Origin of the sequence: Marilutibacter maris (assembly GCF_006546735.2) — a bacterium.
Classification (GTDB): domain Bacteria; phylum Pseudomonadota; class Gammaproteobacteria; order Xanthomonadales; family Xanthomonadaceae; genus Marilutibacter; species Marilutibacter maris.
This window is the reverse complement of the sequence record NZ_VICD02000007.1, coordinates 37693-56045: the sequence shown is the minus strand read 5'-3', so window position 1 is coordinate 56045 and position 18353 is coordinate 37693. Positions and strand designations below refer to the sequence as shown.

General features: G+C 67.2%; 12 protein-coding genes and 1 pseudogene. 1 reads left to right on the top strand and 12 read right to left on the bottom strand.

The genetic code is table 11. The features are described 5' to 3' along the window. Positions 1–11: 11 nt before the first annotated feature. The 9 genes and pseudogenes from FKV24_RS01220 to FKV24_RS01175 all read right to left on the bottom strand — a co-directional run bounded on the left by FKV24_RS01220 (position 12) and on the right by FKV24_RS01175 (position 13278). Positions 12–425 (bottom strand): hypothetical protein, encoded by a 414-nt coding sequence (locus tag FKV24_RS01220; RefSeq protein WP_141480898.1) that lies wholly within the window; start codon positions 423–425, stop codon positions 12–14. After that, positions 422–2812, bottom strand: coding sequence for a heavy metal translocating P-type ATPase (locus FKV24_RS01215; protein ID WP_249040861.1), 2391 nt, complete (start codon positions 2810–2812; stop codon positions 422–424). The genes FKV24_RS01220 and FKV24_RS01215 overlap by 4 nt, the downstream gene beginning before the upstream one ends. Then, positions 2809–3474, bottom strand: coding sequence for a methyltransferase family protein (locus FKV24_RS01210; RefSeq protein WP_141480897.1), 666 nt, complete (start codon positions 3472–3474; stop codon positions 2809–2811). The genes FKV24_RS01215 and FKV24_RS01210 overlap by 4 nt, the downstream gene beginning before the upstream one ends. 1 nt (position 3475) lies before the next feature. Beyond that, positions 3476–3790: a DUF2933 domain-containing protein gene (locus FKV24_RS20010; RefSeq protein ID WP_065427866.1), complete on the bottom strand. Its 315-nt coding sequence runs from the start codon at positions 3788–3790 to the stop codon at positions 3476–3478. Continuing rightward, on the bottom strand, positions 3787–4299 hold the full coding sequence (locus FKV24_RS01200; protein WP_141480896.1) for a MerR family transcriptional regulator: 513 nt from the start codon (positions 4297–4299) through the stop codon (positions 3787–3789). The genes FKV24_RS20010 and FKV24_RS01200 overlap by 4 nt, the downstream gene beginning before the upstream one ends. 172 nt (positions 4300–4471) lie before the next feature. Continuing rightward, entirely contained in the window at positions 4472–7621 is a 3150-nt protein-coding gene (locus tag FKV24_RS01195) for an efflux RND transporter permease subunit (RefSeq protein WP_141480895.1), read from the bottom strand. 1 nt (position 7622) lies between these two features. Then, positions 7623–9035 carry an efflux RND transporter periplasmic adaptor subunit gene (locus FKV24_RS01190; RefSeq protein WP_141480894.1) on the bottom strand — a complete coding sequence of 471 codons (1413 nt, stop codon included), beginning with the start codon at positions 9033–9035 and terminating at the stop codon, positions 7623–7625. Continuing rightward, the gene (locus FKV24_RS01185; RefSeq protein ID WP_249040860.1) at positions 9032–10261 is read right to left on the bottom strand and encodes a TolC family protein; all 1230 of its coding nucleotides are present in this window, start codon (positions 10259–10261) and stop codon (positions 9032–9034) included. Before FKV24_RS01185 ends, FKV24_RS01190 begins: the two co-directional genes overlap by 4 nt. A gap of 684 nt (positions 10262–10945) precedes the next feature. Then, a pseudogene (locus FKV24_RS01175) lies at positions 10946–13278 on the bottom strand (heavy metal translocating P-type ATPase). Positions 13279–13513: 235 nt separating this feature from the next. Between FKV24_RS01175 and FKV24_RS01170 the strand changes: the two are divergent. Then, positions 13514–14557, top strand: a complete 1044-nt coding sequence (locus FKV24_RS01170) for a phospholipase D-like domain-containing protein (protein ID WP_141480892.1) — start codon at positions 13514–13516, stop codon at positions 14555–14557. A 93-nt stretch (positions 14558–14650) separates the two neighbouring features. Here the strand turns inward: FKV24_RS01170 and FKV24_RS01165 are convergent, their stop codons facing one another. From FKV24_RS01165 to FKV24_RS01155, 3 genes are all read right to left on the bottom strand, one after another. Then, the gene (locus FKV24_RS01165) at positions 14651–14851 is read right to left on the bottom strand and encodes a heavy-metal-associated domain-containing protein (protein WP_141480891.1); all 201 of its coding nucleotides are present in this window, start codon (positions 14849–14851) and stop codon (positions 14651–14653) included. Positions 14852–14994: 143 nt separating this feature from the next. Then, a complete protein-coding gene (gene cueR, locus FKV24_RS01160; protein WP_141480918.1) occupies positions 14995–15489 on the bottom strand; it encodes a Cu(I)-responsive transcriptional regulator in 495 nt (164 codons plus the stop codon). 49 nt (positions 15490–15538) lie between these two features. Next, positions 15539–18112: a heavy metal translocating P-type ATPase gene (locus FKV24_RS01155; RefSeq protein ID WP_141480890.1), complete on the bottom strand. Its 2574-nt coding sequence runs from the start codon at positions 18110–18112 to the stop codon at positions 15539–15541. Positions 18113–18353: the final 241 nt, after the last annotated feature.

Here is an 18353-nt window from a genome sequence, read left to right as displayed (position 1 = left end):
GACGCGCCTGGTCAGGGGCGAACGAGCTCCACCGTGTCGTTGACCTTGGGGCTGCCGGAGATCACTTCGGCATCCGCGTAGTGACCGTCGAACAGTTCAACGATCCGCACTTGGCCGACGTTTTCACGGCGGTAGCGTGGACCGCCGGTCCGCGAATGCCGGATGCGGCGCTTGTGCCGGATCACATCCAGCACCTGCCCGACCTGAGCGCCGTCGGCCTGTCCGACGCAGACGACGAGCGTTTCGTCCTGCTTCTCCAACACTTGGCCGCGCATCAGTACGTTGTGACGGAACCCACCTTCACTCGCCGAGGCGACACCCGGCAGTGCGAAGGCGAACAGAGCAGCCAAGGCCAGCGCGGCATGCCAGCGGCGGGGATACGTGCCTCGGGCCCTTGGGTGGGCAAGGTGCGTCGCGGGATTCATGGCGTGGACTCCTTGGACTGGATGCGAGGGGAGGCGGCAACGTCCGCCAGTGGAAGGCGTTTGAGAAGCAAGGCATTGAGGGCCACGATCACCGAACTTCCCGACATCGACAGGGCGGCGATTTCCGGCGACAGCACGAACGGATAGAACACGCCGGCCGCGAGCGGGAAGGCCAGCACGTTGTAACCCACGGCCCAGCCGAGGTTCTGGTGCATCTTGCGCAGGGTGGCCCGGGCGATGGAGGTCGCGCGCACGACGTCGTAGGGGTCGCTGTGCATGAGCACGATGTCGGCGCTCTCGATGGCGACGTCCGTGCCGGCGCCGATCGCGAAGCCGACGTCGGCCTGCGTCAGCGCCGGTGCGTCGTTGATGCCGTCGCCCACCATGCCGACCTTGAGGCCCTGCGACTGCAGCTTGATGACCTCGTCGGACTTGCCGCCAGGCAACACGTCTGCCAGTACGATGTCGATCCCCAGATCCTGAGCTACGCGTTCGGCGGTGGGGCGATTGTCGCCGGTGATCATCGCCACTTTGATGTTGCGACGATGCAGTTCGTCGATGGCGGCGCGCGAGGTCTCGCGGATCGCGTCGGCAATTGCGAAGAAGCCCGCAAGCTCGCCGCCTACCCCTGCATAGATCACGGTGCGGCCGGCGCCGGTAAGGCGCGCGGCCTCCGCTTCCAGCACGGATAGATCGATTGCGTGTTCGACCATCAGGATGCGATTGCCCAGCAGGACCTGCACCCCGTCAACCACCCCGGTGGCGCCCTGGCCGTCGATGTTGGTGAAGGCCGTAGCGCGTTCGGCTGCCGGACCGGCGCGCTTGAGGATCGCTTGCGCCAGCGGGTGCTCCGAATGCGCCTCGACCGCAGCGGCCGTGGCCAGTAGCCGCTCCTGCGTCCAGCCCGGTGCGACCGCCATGTCGACCACCTCCGGTGCACCGACCGTCAGGGTTCCAGTCTTGTCAAAGATCACAACGTCCAGCCGGGCGCTCTTCTCGATGGCTTCGGCGTGTTTGAACAGAATGCCGTGTCGAGCGCCCAGGCCCGTGCCGATCATGATCGCCATCGGGGTGGCCAAACCCAGTGCGTCGGGACAGGCAATGACGAAGACGGTGATCGTCAGCGTGAGCGCGAACATGAGCGGCTGTCCCTGCCACCAGAACCAGACCGCGAAGGTCAGCAGCCCGATCACGATCGCGGCCAGCACCAGCCACTGCGAAGCGCGGTCGGCGAGCAGTTGCGCGGGCGCCTTGGAGTTCTGTGCGGTCTGGACCAGCTTAATGATCTGCGCCAGTGCGGTGTCGCTGCCGATCCTGGTGGCGGTGTAGGCAAATGCGCCGCTCTTGTTGATCGATCCGCCGACAACGGAGGCCCCGGGGTCTTTGCGCACGGGCATCGACTCGCCGGTCAGCATGGATTCGTCGACCTGGGAGCTGCCTTCAGTGACGGTGCCGTCGACGGGGATCTTCGCCCCGGGCCGCACCACGACGATATCGCCAACCAGGACTTCGGCGGTCGGAATGTCGAGCTCCTGTCCGTCACGGCGTACCACCGCGCGGGGCGGGGACAGCTTCAACAACGCCTTCATGGCATCCGAGGCGCCGGCGCGTGCCCGCATCTCGAGCCAGTGGCCGAGCAGTACGAAGGTCAGCAGGACCGCTGAGGCCTCGTAGAAGTTCGGTCCGTCGAAGAAGAACGTCGACGCGATGCTGAACCCGTAACCGGTGCCCACGCTCAGCAGCACCAGCACCGCCATGTCCAGCACGCCGCGGCGCAGCGAACGAATCGCCGCACTGAAGAACGGCCAGCCCGGATACAGCACGGCGCCGGTCGCCAGCAGGAACAACCAGACGTTCTCGCGCAGTCCAAACGGCACCGGCGGCGGCTCCATCAGGCCGCCCATGGGCGACCACACGAATACCGGGATCGCGAAGGCGAGGGCGACCAGGAAGCGGCGGCCCATGTCGCGCGCCGCGGCGTGCAGATCGCTGCCGTGGTTCATGCCCGCATGCGCGTCGTGACCTGCGGCATCCCTGGCGTCATCGCCGTGGCCGGCGTGGGCGTCGGCAGTGTGCGCCGCGACCGTATCCTGTCCGTGCCTGGCATGCGCAGCATGGTCGTGCGCGCCTGTGGCGGAGCCGGCAGCGGGCATCGAGGCGTCGCATTGAAAGCCGCAGTCACGGATCGCGGTGGCGACCGCACCCGACGACAGGCGGGCCGGGTCGTAGGACACCTGCAGGGTCGCGGTGGCGAAGTTCGCGCTGGTGGCGTTGACTCCAGGCAGCGCGGCCACGGCCTTCTCCAGCGTGCGCGCGCAGCCGGTGCTCACCATGTCGCCGATGGGCCAGGTGCGCGTGCGCACCGTGGGTTCGTGGACCTGCATCATCGGGCTTCTCCTTGGGATGGGGCGGGGCCGCGCCGGCGTCGGGGGATGAAGGCCGGCACTTCCTGCATGTAGCGGACGTAGTCGTCGCCGAAGCGGCTCAAGCAGTCTTTTTCCTCACGGCGCGCCAGTCGGGCATAGGCCCACACGAGCACCGGATAGCTGGCGAGCGTGAGCAGCGTGGGCCACTGCAGCAGGAAGCCGGTCAGCACGAGCACGAAGGCGACGTACTGCGGGTGACGCATGCGCGCATACACGCCCTCGCGGGCGAGCCGGCCTTCACGCTGTGCCCGATACAGCATCGGCCAGGCGGCCGACAGCAGCCAGAAGCCGCCGCCGATCAGGACGAAGCTTGCGATGTGGAATGGGCCGAAATGCGGGTTGGCGCGCCAGCCGAACCACATCTCGAGCAGATGGCCCGCGTCATGGCTGAGCCAGTTCACTTGCGGATAATTGGCACTGAGCCACCCGCCCAGGACGTACAACGTCAGCGGGAAGCCATACATTTCCGCGAACAGGGCCACGACGAAGGCGGAGAACATCCCGAACCCCCGCCAGTCCCAGCGGGTCAAGGGCTTGTAGAAGCTCCAGGCGAAGAAGATGAAGAACGCGGCGTTGATGGCGGCCAGCAGCCAAAGGCCGTAGCCGGAGTCGGGTGCCTGCATGTCAGTGCCCTCCGTTCGAGGTGTCGGACGTTTCGTCGTTCAGTGCCCGCTTGCTACGGCTCTCATGCTGGCCATGGGGTGTGTCGTCGGCATTGCCGTCGCGCCCATGACTTCCGGAACCTCCATGACCGCCATGCCCCTTGTGCATGAACACATGCATCAAGGGACATAGCAGCAGGATGGCCAGGGGCAACCAGCGAAGCGTCCCCCCAAGGTGGGCGCGGTGCTCGACGGCGAGATAGAACACGGCCAGCGCCAGGAAGATCCAGAAGACCCAGCGTCGGGAGCCTGAGGGGGCAGGACTGGAGGCTGTCATGGCAAATTCTCCTCTGTGGGGCGGCGTCCAAGAAGTCGCCGGGGGGTGGACTTGACGAACCCGCCGCCTTCAGCAGCGGCAACAGATTCGATCAATGCGCAGACGTCATCGCCAGTCGGAATGGAGTCCGGAAGCTCCGCCCAGGCGTGGATGGCACGCTCCATTCGTCCGTGCATGGCGAGCAGCCTGTCCAGTTGTTGGCGGGTGTCGTCGAGCCTGCGCCGAATGATGTCCCGCACAAGCGGACAGGGACTATGTCGCAGCAGGCTGTGGTGGATGATTTCCTCGATTTCCCCCAGCGTGAAGCCAAGGTGTTGCGCCGTGCGAATGAAGTGCAGGCGAAGGAGCTCCGAGGTGGAGAACAACTGGTAGCCGCCCTCGGTACGCGTGGCCGCTTGCAACAGACCGCGCCGCAGGTAGTTGCGCACCACATGCACCGTGACATCGCCCTGCCGTGCCAGCTGGCGGACCGTCATCAGCGGCAGCGTCACTTCTTCCTTGGTCGTCATCGGCTTGCTCCCGGCGAGGTGTTGATCAGGCTAGACCTGTGTCTCGCACACAGGTCAACCGGCCTTGCGGTGGGCGAAGCCAGTAACGCGCGAATTGGCCGTAGACGGACGGATGTTCGCGGCCACAGTTGCATGAACCGTCGGTCCCTGCCTGCGTTGAACGGCCCCATCACTACTTCTCCTTGGGTAGTGCGGAGGAGGGGTGCGGCTTCCTGGCCAGCTGCCGCTGCTTGATCAGCGAGTACAGCGCCGGGATCACGACCAGGGTGAGGATGGTCGAAGACACCATGCCACCTACCATCGGCGCAGCGATTCGGCGCATGACTTCCGAGCCAGTACCGCTGCTCCACATGATGGGCAGCAGGCCCGCCATGATCGCGACCACGGTCATCATCTTCGGGCGCACGCGGTCGACCGCGCCTTCGATGATGGCCTCGCGCAGGTCCCGTGAATCCAGTGCCCGGCCTTCGGCCTGCCTCTGCGCGGCACGCGCTTCAAGTGCGTGGTCGAGGTAGATCAGCATCACCACGCCGGTTTCCGCGGCGACGCCGGCCAGCGCGATGAAGCCCACGATCACCGCGACGCTGGTGTTGTAGTCGAGCATCCACATCAGCCAGATGCCACCGACCAGTGCGAAGGGCACCGACAGCATCACGATCAGCGACTCGGTGACGCGGCGGAAGTTGAGGTACAGCAGCAGGAAGATCAGCGCCAGCGTCACCGGAACGACGACACGCATCTTCTCCGCGGCACGTTGCATGTACTCGTACTGTCCACTCCAGGTTACGTAGTAGCCAGGCGGGAACTGCACCTGCTCGGTGACCGCTTCCTGCGCAGCCTTCACGTAGCGGCCGAGATCGCTCTCGCGGGTATCGACGTAGATGTAAGCCGCCAGCATCGCGTTCTCGGTGCGGATGCTCGGCGCCCCCTTCCTGACCTCGATCTGCGCCAGTTCGCCGAGCGGCACCTGGGCGCCGCCGGGGACCGGCACCAGGACTTGGCTGCCTATCCGGTGCGGATCGTCGCGGAGTTCGCGGGGATAGCGCACGATCGCGCTGAAGCGTTCGCGGCCCTGGAGGATGGTGGTGACGATCTCGCCGCCCAGCGCGGCGGCCACCACGTTCTGCACCTCGCCCAGGGTGACGCCGTACTGGGCCAGGCTGCCAAGGTCGGGGGTGATGTCGAGGTAGTAGGCGCCGGTCAGGCGTTCGGCGAACGCGCTGGTCGTGCCCGGCACTTCGCGCACCACGGCTTCGATCTCGGTGGCCAGCGCGTCGAGTTGCTCAAGGTCCGTGCCGAAGAGTTTGATGCCCACGGGCGTGCGGATGCCGGTGGCCAGCATGTCGGTGCGCGCCTTGATCGGCATCGTCCAGGAGTTGGCGACGCCCGGGAACTTCAGCGCCGCGTCCATCTCGGCGATGAGCTTGTCGGTGGTCATGCCGTCCCGCCAGTCGTCCTCGGGCTTGAGGTTGATGACGGTCTCGAACATCTCCAGCGGTGCGGGATCGGTGGCCGTCAGGGCACGGCCCGCCTTGCCGAACACCGACTCCACTTCCGGGAAGCCCTTGATGATCCGGTCCTGCTGCTGCAGCAGCTCCGAGGCCTTGGTCACCGACATGCCCGGAAGCGACGCGGGCATGTACAGCAGCGTGCCTTCGTTGAGGGTTGGCATGAACTCGCTGCCCAGCCGCGATGCAGGCCACAGGCTTGCAAACAGGGCGACCAACGCAAACATGATTGTGGCCATGCGATGCCGCAGAACGACGTTGATCACCGGCCGATAGGCCGCAACCAGGAACCGGTTCACCGGATTCTTGTGCTCGGGCACGATCTTGCCGCGCACGAACAGCAGCATGAGTACCGGTACCAGCGTGATCGACAACAGCGCGCCACCGGCCATCGCGAAGGTCTTGGTGAAGGCCAGCGGCTTGAACAGGCGACCTTCCTGAGCCTCCAGGGCGAACACGGGCAGGAACGAGACGGTGATGATCATCAGGCTGAAGAACAGCGCCGGCCCGACCTCGCGACAGGCATCGATGATCAGCTGGGTCCGGCTGCGGGAGCCGTCGGAGCGCTCGATGTGCTTGTGCGCGTTCTCGATCATCACGATCGCCGCGTCGACCATCACGCCAATCGAGATCGCGATGCCGCCCAGGCTCATGATGTTGGAGTTCATGCCCAGCATGCGCATCGCGATCACCGCGATCAGCACGCCGACGGGCAGCATGATGATCGCGACCAGCGCGCTGCGCGCATGGAACAGGAATACCAGGCACACCAGTGCGACGATCAGGCTCTCCTCGAGCAGCGTCGTGCGTAGCGTCTTGATCGCGCGCACGATGAGATCGGAGCGGTCGTAGACCGCCTGGACGCTGACGCCCTCGGGGAGTCCACTCGCAAGCTGGGCGATCTTGTCCTTCACCCCCCCGATCACGGCCAGGGCGTTTTCGCCGAAGCGCGCAATGACGATCCCGCCCACAACGTCGCCTTCGCCGTCCAGGTCGACGATGCCACGGCGCTCATCGGGTACCAGTTCGACCCGGGCGACGTCGCCGATCAGCACCGGTGCGCCCCCTTCGGCGCGCAGAACCAGGCTCTCGATATCCTCGATACCGCGCAGGTAGCCGCGGCCCCGCACCATGTACTCGGTCTCGGCCATCTCGATCACGCGGCCGCCGACGTCGCGGTTGCTCTCGGCGATCACCTCGGACACGCGTGAAATCGGGATGTCGAACTCGCGCAGCCGGACCGGATCGACGGTGATCGAGTACTGGCGCACGAAGCCGCCGACGCTGGCGACCTCGGCCACGCCGGGCGCGGTGGTGAGCTGGTAACGCAGGTACCAGTCCTGCATCGCGCGCAGCTCGTCCAGCGAGTGGCGGTCGCTCTGCAGCACGTACTGGTAGACCCAGCCCACGCCGGACGCGTCGGGTCCCAGTGCCGGTGCCACGCCAGCCGGCAGGTTTTTCGACGCGACGTTGAGGTTCTCGAGCACGCGCGAGCGCGCCCAGTACAGGTCCGTGCCTTCTTCGAAGATGACGTAGATGAAGGAGGCGCCGAAGAACGAGAAGCCGCGGACGTCCTTCGACTTCGGCGTCGCGAGCAGGGCGCTGGTCAGCGGATAGGTGACCTGGTCCTCGACCACCTGGGGCGCCTGCCCCGGGTACTCCGTGAACACGATCACCTGCACGTCCGACAGATCCGGTTGTGCGTCCAGCGGCGTGTTCATCAGTGCGTAGATGCCACCGGCGACAATCGCCAGCGCCATCAGCAGCACCAGGAAGACGTTGCGCACCGACCATTCAACGAGACGGCCAAGCATGTCAGTGCCCCTCGTGGCCGGTGGGGGCGGGCGGAGTCTCTTCCGGGGTAGCCGGCATGGAATGACCGGCGTGCGGATCAGAGGCCTCGTCACCATGACCTGCGTGCGGGTCGGCGGCGTCCTCGCCGTGCCCGGCGTGTGGATCCTCAGCGGTGCCCGAAGGCGCGCCGTGTCCTGTGTGACCCTCAAGACCCTGGAGTGCCGACTGCAGGTTGCTTTCGGCGTCGATCAGGAAGTTGGCGGAGACCACGACCTGTTCGCCTTCGGCGATCCCGTCGAGCACTTCGATGCGATCGCCGCCACGGCGACCCAGGGTGACGTCGCGCGGTGCGAACCGGCCGGGGCCGGTCTCGACCAGCACCACCTGGCGCTTGCCGCTGTCGAGCACGGCCGAGCGCGGAACGGTCAGGACCGGTCCAGCACCCGGCTCCTCCAGCACCACCGTCCCGTAGAGCCCCGGCCGGAGGTCGCCGTCGGGGTTGGGCAGGGCGATGCGCACATCCACGGTGCGCGTCATCGCATCGATGACGGGCTGCACGAAGGTGACCGCGCCCTCGGCCACCTGGCCCGGCAGGGCCACGGTTTCAAAGCGTGCGGGCTGGCCGGGCTGGATGCCCGCGGCCTGCGCCGCCGGGACCTTCGCGATCACCCACACCGTCGACAGGTCCGCCAGGCGCAGGATGGTTTCGCCGGGCTCGAAGCGTGCGCCCTGGACCACCGGCTTCTCGATCACGACCCCGTCCGCGGGCGCGGTGAGCACCAGCCCCGTCTTGCCGAGTTGCGCGTCGCTGATTTCCCAGTTGCGCAGGCGGGTGCGTGCGGCATCGCGCAGGCGGGTCATCGATGCCGCGCTCGCGGGATCGGACCCGGCCAACCTGCGGGCGGTCTCGTCGGCCAGCCGGTATTCCTCCTGCGCCGCCGCCAACTGTGGGCTGTAGACGGAGAGCAGCGGCTGCCCGGCGCGGACGCGCATGCCGGTCTGGTCCGCGTACAGCCGCTCCACCCAGCCTTCAAAGCGGGGCGCGATCGCGTACTGCCGGGTCTCGTCGACCTCGACCGTGCCGCTGGTGCGCACGGTGGCGGACATGGCTCCTCGCTTGACCGCCTCGGTGCGCACGCCCAGCGCCTGCACCTTGTCCGGGGGCAGCACCACCGTACCCGGCGCCGCCGGCGGGGCGTCGTCGGCATAGACCGGGACGTAGTCCATGCCCATCGAATCCTTCTTCGGCACCGGCGACGTGTCCGCCAGGCCCATCGGATTGCGGTAATAGAGCACCTTGCGTTCCGCGGCCGGTGCCTCGGCGGACGTGGCTGCGGTGGGCGAATCGTTCGTGGCGCGGCCCGCCATCCAGCCGACGGCGAGTGCGGCGAGTGCGACGCCGATGGCGAGCGACAGGGTCTGGACACGGGTCATCGGATCTCTCCTTCGATGGCGCGCACGGCGGCGGCGCCCAACAGTTCGTCACGCAGTGCATCGACCCGTGCGAGGTCGGCGCCCTGCCATTCATTGAGTGCTTCCAGCAGCGTCCCGAAGTCGACTTCGCCGACCTGGTAGCTGGCCAGCGCGGACTGCCAGGTGGCGTCGGCCTGCGGCAGCAGCGTGTTCTCGATCAGCGCGCGGCGCTCGCGTGCGCTGGTCCACTGCGACCAGGCGGAGGCGCCGCTTTCCTCGACGGCCCGCAGCGTGGCGTCCCTGCGGGCAAGCGCTGCGTCTTCGAGCAGGCGCGACTCGCGCTCGCGTTCGCGGCGGGCGCGCTGCTGGAACGGGATCTCGACCTCGAGCATCAGCTCGGTGCTTTCGATGCCGTTGCCGTACTGCATCGCACCCACGCCCAGGGTGATGTCGGGAAAGCGGTTGCGACGCTGCAGTACCACGTTCGTGCGCGCGGCCTCGGCGCGGGCCTGCTGCGAGCGCACCGCGGGGTGCGCATTTGCGTCATCCAGTGCCTCGGTGAGCGAGGCGCTGTGGACGACGAGGCGCGGCGCCTCATCGGGAGTCGCCAGCGGTGCATCGGAACGGCGTCCCAGCACCGCGTTCAAGGTGGCGGCCGCCTCCTGCTTGGTCGCGAGGCGTTCGATCCGCTCGCGCTGTAGGCTGGTCTGCTCGACCTGGGCGCGGATGGCATCCTGCTGCGCCGCGCGACCCAGGGCGTAGCGCACGCCGGCTATTTCCTCGACCTGCCGGAGCAGGGCGATGCGGCGGTCGAGCACGGCCACGGCCTGATCGGCATGCCAGTAGCGCACGTACGCCGCTTCAGCCTCTGCCAGCAGGTCGCGCGCCGCGGTGATGCGGTCAAGCCCGACCGCGACCGCGTCCTGGCTGGCCGCGGTCCGCGCCAGACCACGCTTGCCCCAGAGCGGGAAGCGCTGACGCAGCGCGTAGTTCACCTCGCGCTCGGCACCGGCGGTGCGCCAGGGCTTGTCCGGATCGAGGCCGCGGAATCCAACCGAGGCCATCGGATCGGGCAGGGCACCTGCGGGAAGGATCCTCGCTTCGGCGGCCTGGGTTTCGAAGTCCATGGCCCGCAGCTCGGGGTTGTGTTCCAGAACCCAGGTGCGGATCGACTCGAGGCTGTGCCCCGGGATGGGTTCGGTGGCGGTCGCGGGCAGCGCCAGCGTCCACAAGCCGCCGGCGAACACGCAGGCAAGCAGGTGCCGGAGCAGTGGCCGACGGCGGAACAGCGGGTAAGGGTGCAGGCGCCTGGCCTGCATCGGGTCGAACAGGGATGCCATATCAGTGTCCTTGGGCCGACGCGACGCAGGTCGCTCGGACGAGGCAGAACACATGCCGTGACGCGCACGGCACGAACGCACAGCACTGCGCCGCACAGAGGCGTGCGGAGCAGTCAGCGTTCGGGCATCAGATCAGCAGGAGAGCCGCTGGATGGGCGGTGGGGCGGTGCCAGGCGGGCCTGGGTGGGGCGTCTACCCAGGCAGACGAAACTCCGGGACCGGCGTCTGCGGTCTGAGCGACCGCGAACCAGGAGAGCCACGCACTGACAATGAGCGGTGGCACCGGGGAGATGCGACTACTGTCGGCCGAAATGCCCCCTTCGTTGCAATGTGCGGCACACAGCGCCGTGTCCGCTGAGGGAAGATCGGCGTCACAGCCATGGTTGGGATCGTGTTGGGCGTATGCGTCAGCCCCCTCTGCGGTGGTCGCTCCCGGGAGATCCAGGCAACCGCCATGACCGGCCAGCGCGAACTGGGACCAGAGCAGCGCCGCCATCGCGAGGAGGGCGGCGCGCTGGAACCAGTTCCGGTGGCGACGGCGGATCATGACTTGAGGTTACCTCTTTCGCGGTCCGATGCAACTGATCCAGATCAACCCTGGGCCAGACCGGGCGTCTGGTCTGGCACGGTCGCCTTCGGTGTCGCCGGAATTGCCGCCGACTTGGCCAGGCGCAGCGCGTTGGCGACCACCGACACCGAGCTCAGGCTCATTGCGAGCGCCGCGACCATCGGGCTCAGCAAAATCCCGAACGCGGGTAAAGCACCCCGGCCGCGATCGGGACACCCAGCGCGTTGTAGAAGAAGGCGAAAGTAAGGTTCTGCTTCATGTTGGCCACCGTGGCCTGCGAGATCCTCCGGGCGCGCAGGATGCCGCGCAGGTCGCCCTTGACCAGGGTGATCTGCGCGCTGGACATCGCGACGTCGGTGCCCGTGCCCATGGCGATGCCGACGTCAGCCGCCGCCAGCGCCGGCGCGTCGTTGATGCCGTCGCCCGCCATCGCCACCCGCCGGCCTTCGTGCTTGAGGCGCTGGACCAGCTCGGCCTTGTCTTCGGGGCGGACCTCGCCGTGCACTTCGTCCAGGCCCAGCTCGGTGGCGACGGCGCGTGCGGTGGTGAGCCCGTCGCCGGTGGCCATAATGATGCGCAGCCCGGCGGCGCGCAGCTCGTTGATGGCGGCCGCAGCAGACGCCTTGATCGGGTCGGCGACCGCAATCAGGCCGGCGAGGCGACCATCCACCGCGAGGAACATGGCGCTCGCGCCCTCGCGACGCAGGCGCTCGGCCACGTCGACATGAGCACCCGGATTCGCGCCCAGGTCGTCCATGAGTGCGGTATTGCCGAGCGCAAGCTCGCGGCCCGCCACGGTTCCGCGCACACCCATGCCGGTCACCGAGTCGAAGTCCTCCACGCGGTCGAACTCGAAGTTCCGGCGTCGGGCCTCGGCCACGATCGCATCGGCCAGCGGATGTTCGCTGCCCTGGTCCAGGCTGGCCGCCAGGTGCAGCACCTGGTCGGCGTCGAAGCCCTCGAAGGCCACGACTTCCTTGAAGGCCGGGCGTCCTTCGGTGAGCGTGCCGGTCTTGTCGACGATCAGGGTGTCGATGCGGCGCATGTGTTCGATGGCCTCGGCATCACGAAACAGCACGCCGACTTGGGCCGCTTGGCCGGTGGCGACCATGATCGACATCGGCGTGGCCAGGCCCAGCGCGCAGGGGCAGGCGATGATCAGCACCGAGACCGCGTTGAGCACCGCGTAAGTCCACGACGGCTCCGGGCCGAAGACGCCCCAGATGAAGAAGGTCGCCACCGCGATCGCCAGCACCGCGAGCACGAACCAGTAGGCGACGGTGTCCGCCATCCGCTGCATCGGTGCGCGGGAGCGCTGCGCTTGGGCAACGAGCTGCACGATCTGGGACAGCACGGTGTCGGAACCCACCTTGGCGGCGCGGATCACCAGCGCGCCGGTGCCGTTCTGGGTCGCACCGATGACCTGGTCGCCGGCGGTCTTCTCGACCGGGATCGGTTCGCCGGTGAGCATCGACTCGTCGACGCTGGAGCGGCCTTCCACCACTTCACCATCCACCGGCACCTTCTCGCCGGGGCGCACGCGCAGGTGATCGCCGACATGCACGTGGGTCAGCGGGATGTCTTCCTCGGTGCCATCGGGATTGACCCGCCGGGCTTCCTTGGGTGCCAGGCCAAGCAAGCCCTTGATCGCCGCGGACGTTTTCGAACGTGCCCGCAGCTCCAGCATCTGGCCGAGCAGCGTCAGCGACACGATCACCGCCGCCGCCTCGTAATACACGCCGACGCGCCCGTGCTCGTTGAACGAGGCCGGGAACAGCCCGGGTGCCAGGGTAGCGACCAGGCTGTAGCCAAAGGCCGCCGCGACGCCGATCCCGATGAGCGTGAACATGTTCGGGTGGAGGTTGCGGATCGACTGCACGCAGCGCTCGAAGAACGGCCAGCCGGCCCACAGCACGACCGGCGTGGTCAGCACCAGCTCGACCCAGGTCTGCACGTGGATCGACAGCGGCAGGATCTGCACGCCGCCCAGTTCGAGGCTCGGGAGATGCCGGCCGAACATGGCCAGCACCAGCGTCACCACCGTCAGCGGAAGCGTCCACCAGAACCGGCGCGAGAAGTCGCGAAGTTCCGGATTGTCATCGTCTTCCAGGCTCGGCATCTCCGCTTCCAGCGCCATGCCGCAGAAGGGACAGGTGCCGGGACCCTCTTGCCGGACTTCAGGGTGCATCGGACAGGTATAGATGGCGCCGGGCTGTGCCACCTCGGGCTCATCCCGGGGCGACAGATAGCGCTCGGGATCCTCGACGAACTTCGCGCGGCATCGCTCCGAGCAGAAGTGGAAGGGGACGCCCGCGTGGTCCGCATGATGCGCCGTGGTGGCGGGATCCACCTGCATGGCACACACCGGGTCGATCACCTGTCCATCCACCGTCTCAACAGCGGTGGTCGCGCCTTCAGCTCGGGAATGATGATGGGGAGAGGGCGAGTTCTTGCAGGTGCTCGTTGCATTGGGAGTGGCTGCCAAGGCAGTGTGCCATAGGGGTTTGACAGCCGGACCGGCCACTGTGATCGACGAGGAGGTACTTGCGCTGGCGCCCACGCATCTGCCGCGTCCGCCCGCGCACTGAGCCATGCGACATTATATTGAGGGCGACGCGCTCTACGCCGATCTCCGCGAAGACATCGCGGCGGCCGGTTCCACCATCCGTCTGGAGTCCTACATCTTCGCGGACGATGAGGCCGGAGAACCGATCCTCGATCTCCTGGCCAGTGCCGCTGCGCGCGGGGTCCTGGTCCGATTGCGCATCGACCCCGTCGGCTCCTGGGGCATGCTTTCCAGTGCGCGGCTGGCGGCGTTGCGCTCGGCCGGGGTCCAATTGCACTGGAGCCGTCCCTGGTCGTGGAGGCGGCCGTGGGCGTTCCATCGGCGCAACCACCGCAAACTGGTGGTCGTGGACGACACGGCCGCCTATCTGGGCGGGTTCAACATCCATCGGGACAGTTCGGCCGCCGCCATCGGCCCCGGCAGGTGGCGCGACACCCACCTGCGGTTCCAGGGTGAACTCGTGCAGGATGCCATCCGCCACTTCGATGCCTTCCCGCGTGCGCCGTGGCCACCCGCCACGCACTCCGGCCGGCAGCTGGTACCCAACAGCAACGGCCGCTGCCGGCACGTCCTGCACTGCGAATTCACCGATGCGTTCCGCGCCGCGCGTCGCCGGATCTGGCTGACCACGCCCTACTTCGTCCCGGACCGAAGCAGCCAGGCGGCGCTGCGCGATGCGGCCAGGCGAGGCCTGGATGTGCGCCTGCTGGTGCCGGGCAAGAGCGACGTCGTCATCACCCAGTGGGCCGCGCGCGCAGCCTATGGCAGCCTGCGGGCGGCGGGCGTACGGATCTGGGAGTACCAGCCCCGCGTCCTCCATGCCAAGACAGTCCTGGTGGATGACGACTGGGCCACGGTGGGTACGGCGAACTTCGATTACCGCAGCTTCTTCGTCAACGATGAGCTCAATCTGTTCGAACACGGCCCGGCGCTGAACGGGCAGCTCGCCGGGCAGTTCGTGCTGGATCTGGGCGACGCCGCCGAAGTCACTGAAGACTGGCCGCGGCGCAGGCCATGGCACTCGCCGTTTACCCAGCTGATCGGCTGGTGGGCACGCCGCTGGCTTTGAAGGAAACGCGAATGGCAGTGTCCGGCCCGACCAGGGGTGCATTTGCTGGTGCCGACGCACCACCTGCAGCCATGAGTTCAGTCGGGCATCGCTTCAGGCTGGTCGCCTGGCCGCGTACCCAGCCTCGCCAAGCGCTGAGAGGAACGCGCCCTCGTCCATGCCGCTATCGACCCTCACCTCGCGCGTCGGCGGATCGGTTTCGATGCGGGCTTGCGGGTCGACGCTCAGCAGCGCCTTGGTGACGGACTTGGCACAGCCGCCGCAGGTCATGTTTGGGATGTGGAAGTGAAGCATCGCGATCTCCTGGTTGCCGGGTGTCTGGTCAGTATCGGGTTTGACAGCGTGGCAAGGTCAAGCGGTTGTCAATGAAATGCTTGCACGCTGTTCGCGGCGGGCTGGCAACGATGCCGTGATCTCTCCTGCGACCGTACATTCGATCACGAATGCGCAATCTCGACGCGGCGGTTGCGTGACGAGGCGGGCGTGTCGACTCCGAACAGAGGCGTCCTGTGTGGAGTCTGCGGACGCGAGTCCACCGCGGCGGTTGGCTCAGCCAGATCCGCAAGGATCGGGCAGTCCGGCCGATCATCGCCGTGGCAGTGATCGGCCAGATGTTCGAGCGTTTGCACCATCGCCTGTAGTTCGCCGATCTTCGCCTTCAGTCCGGCGGCATGGGTAATCGCCATCGCCTTCACGTCGGCGCTCGCGCGGTCACGGTCGCGCCACAGGACCAGCAGTTCCGAGATCTGTTCGACCGAAAAGCCAAGGTCGCGTGCGCGACGTATGAAGCGAAGGCTGTGGGCGTCAGGCGAGCTGTAATGTCGGTAGCCAGCATCGGAACGAACAGCTTTCGGGATCAAGCCAATCTGTTCGTAGTAGCGAATCATCTTTGCCGAGACGCCGGAAAACCTGGCTGCTTCACCGATATTCATCATTCTTTTCTCCTGGTCAGCCAAGGGTGATTGGTGCTTCGCCCCGGGATCAATGCTCATCCACCAGGCGCGACTGGGGCGATGCCGCACCGCTCCCCGGCATGTCGGCACGGGTTTCGACCGTCATGGGTGCCTGGAAGCGCTTGAGCCGAAGCGCGTTGCCGAGCACGAAGACACTGGAGAGGGCCATCGCGGCCGCCGCGAAGATCGGCGAAAGCAACATGCCGTTCACCGGGTAGAGCACACCCGCCGCGACAGGGATCAGCACGGCGTTGTAGGCAAAGGCCCAGAACAGGTTCTGCTTGATGTTGCGGATCGTCGCCTGGCTGAGCGCGATGGCATTCGTCACGCCGCGCAGGTCGCCCGACATCAGCACCACGTCGGCGGCCTCGATCGCCACATCGGTTCCCGTGCCGATGGCGAGCCCGACGTCCGCTTCGGCCAGCGCCGGCGCGTCGTTGATGCCGTCGCCCACGAAGGCGACCCGCGCGCCATTGGTCCGGAACTTCTTCAGCGCCGCGACCTTGCCGTCGGGCAAGACCTCGGCCGCGACTTCATCGATGCCGAGCTGCCTGGCGATCGCCGCGGCCGTCGCGGCATTGTCGCCGGTGATCATCGCGACCTTGAGTCCCAGCGCATGCAACGCCTTGATCGCCTCGGGCGTGGTCTCCCTGATCGGGTCGGCCACCGCGATCACCGCCGCCAGCCGGCCGTCGATCGCGGCATAGAGCGGACTCTTGCCTTGGTCGCCGAGACGCTGGGCGACAGGCAGGAAGTCCGCCACATCAATGCCGAGCTGCGTCATGAACCGGTCCGCGCCGACGGCGACGGTGCGACCGGCGACCTTGGCCGACACGCCGAAACCCGGCGTGGCCTCGAAGCCCCCGACGGGTGCGAGCGTGATGTCCCGCTGCTTGGAGGCGTCGACGATCGCTTCTGCGATCGGGTGCTCGGAGCGGGTCTCGACCGCGGCGACAAACGCCAGGACTTCGTTGTATTCGAAGCCTTCGGCAGGCACCAGGTCGGTCAGCTCCGGGCGCCCCTTGGTCAGCGTGCCGGTCTTGTCGAGCGCGATGACACTCACATCGCGCAGCGCCTGCAAGGCCTCGCCCTTGCGGAAGAGAACGCCGAGCTCGGCCGCGCGGCCCGTCCCGACCATGATCGAGGTCGGCGTGGCCAGCCCCATGGCACAGGGACAGGCGATGATGAGCACCGCGACCGCATTGACGAGCGCGAAGGACAGCGCGGGCTCCGGTCCGAAGGCCAGCCAAACAAGGAAGGTCAGCGCGGCCCCGGCCATCACTGCCGGGACGAACCACATGGTGACCTTGTCGACCAGCGCCTGGATCGGCAGCTTGGAACCCTGCGCTTCCTCGACCAGGCGGATGATCTGCGCGAGCACCGTGTTCGCGCCGATCCTCGTCACGCGGAAACTGAAAGCGCCGGTCTTGTTGATCGTGCCTCCGACGACATCGGCGCCCACCCCCTTCGATACGGGGACCGGCTCGCCGGTGATCATGCTCTCGTCGACATAGGAGGCGCCCTCGACGACCTCGCCGTCCACCGGAATCTTCTCGCCCGGACGAACCAGCACGACGTCACCGGTCGCCACCTGATCGAGCGGAATTTCGACCGTATCGCCGTTGCGCTCGACGCGCGCGGTCTTGGCCTGGAGTCCGACCAAGCGCTTGATCGCCTGTGAGGTTCGCCCCTTGGCGCGCGCCTCCAGCGAGCGCCCCAGCAGGATCAGGGTCACGATGACCACGGCGGCCTCGAAATAGACGTTGGCGGTGCCCGGGGGCAGCACGTCGGGGACGAAGGTCGCGACGACTGAATAGCCGTACGCGGCCGCCGTGCCAACCGCGACCAGTGAATTCATGTCGGGGGCAGCGCGCAGCAACGCTGGTACGCCCTTGCGGAAGAAGCGTAGCCCCGGACCAAACAGCACGAGGGTGGCGAGCGCGAACTGGATATACCAGTTCGTCTGCTGACCCAGGACCCCCATCACCCAATGATGCATGGCGGGAATCAGGTGGGACCCCATCTCGAGGATGAAGACTGGCAAGGTGAGGACGGCGGCAATGGTCAAAGCCCGCCGCAGCCCCCGTGCCTCGCTCTCACGACGCTCGGCGTCATGATCGCCTGCACTTGCCGTATCGACGGACAAGCGGCGGGACTTGTAACCCGCCTGTTCGACCGCCGCTTCAAGGTCCGCCGTGGAAACGACCCCGGCAAGGTGGCGCACCCGCGCGCGCTCGGTCGCCAGGTTGACGTTGGCTTCGAGCACGCCCGGGATCTGTGCGAGCGCCTTTTCGACCCGGCCCACGCACGACGCGCAGGTCATGTCCTCGATCGCGAGCTCGGTGGTCTCTTCGCGCACCGTGTAGCCGGCACTCTCGATGGCGCGAACCGCAGCCCGCGGATCGGCCAGGCCAAAGAAGGTGAGGTCGGCACGTTCGGTGGCGAGATTGACCGCGGCCGCCTGCACTCCGGGGACCGCGTTCAGCGCCCGCTCGACGCGGCCAACGCAGGAGGCACAGGTCATGCCCTCGACTGGCAGGCTCAGGCGGGAGACGGCGGAGCTGGGTGGATTGGCGACCGGTCGGGTGGCGACGAAAGTCATGGAACTATCCCTGGAATATGCGCGGGAAGCCCAGCTTAAAGATTCCCACGATGGCAAGGTCAAGGCCCGGCAGCTCGGCAGGTCGCTACCGCGCAGCCAGCTCATGCACTGCCATCGTGCGGATGGCGATTGCGGCTGTTGAATCAGCTCGCTGGCCTCTGGACCGCTGTCTGTAAGACGATCGGTCGACCGAAACCGGCTCCGGTGATCAACGTCATGGACCGCGCGTTTCGAAGTTGGA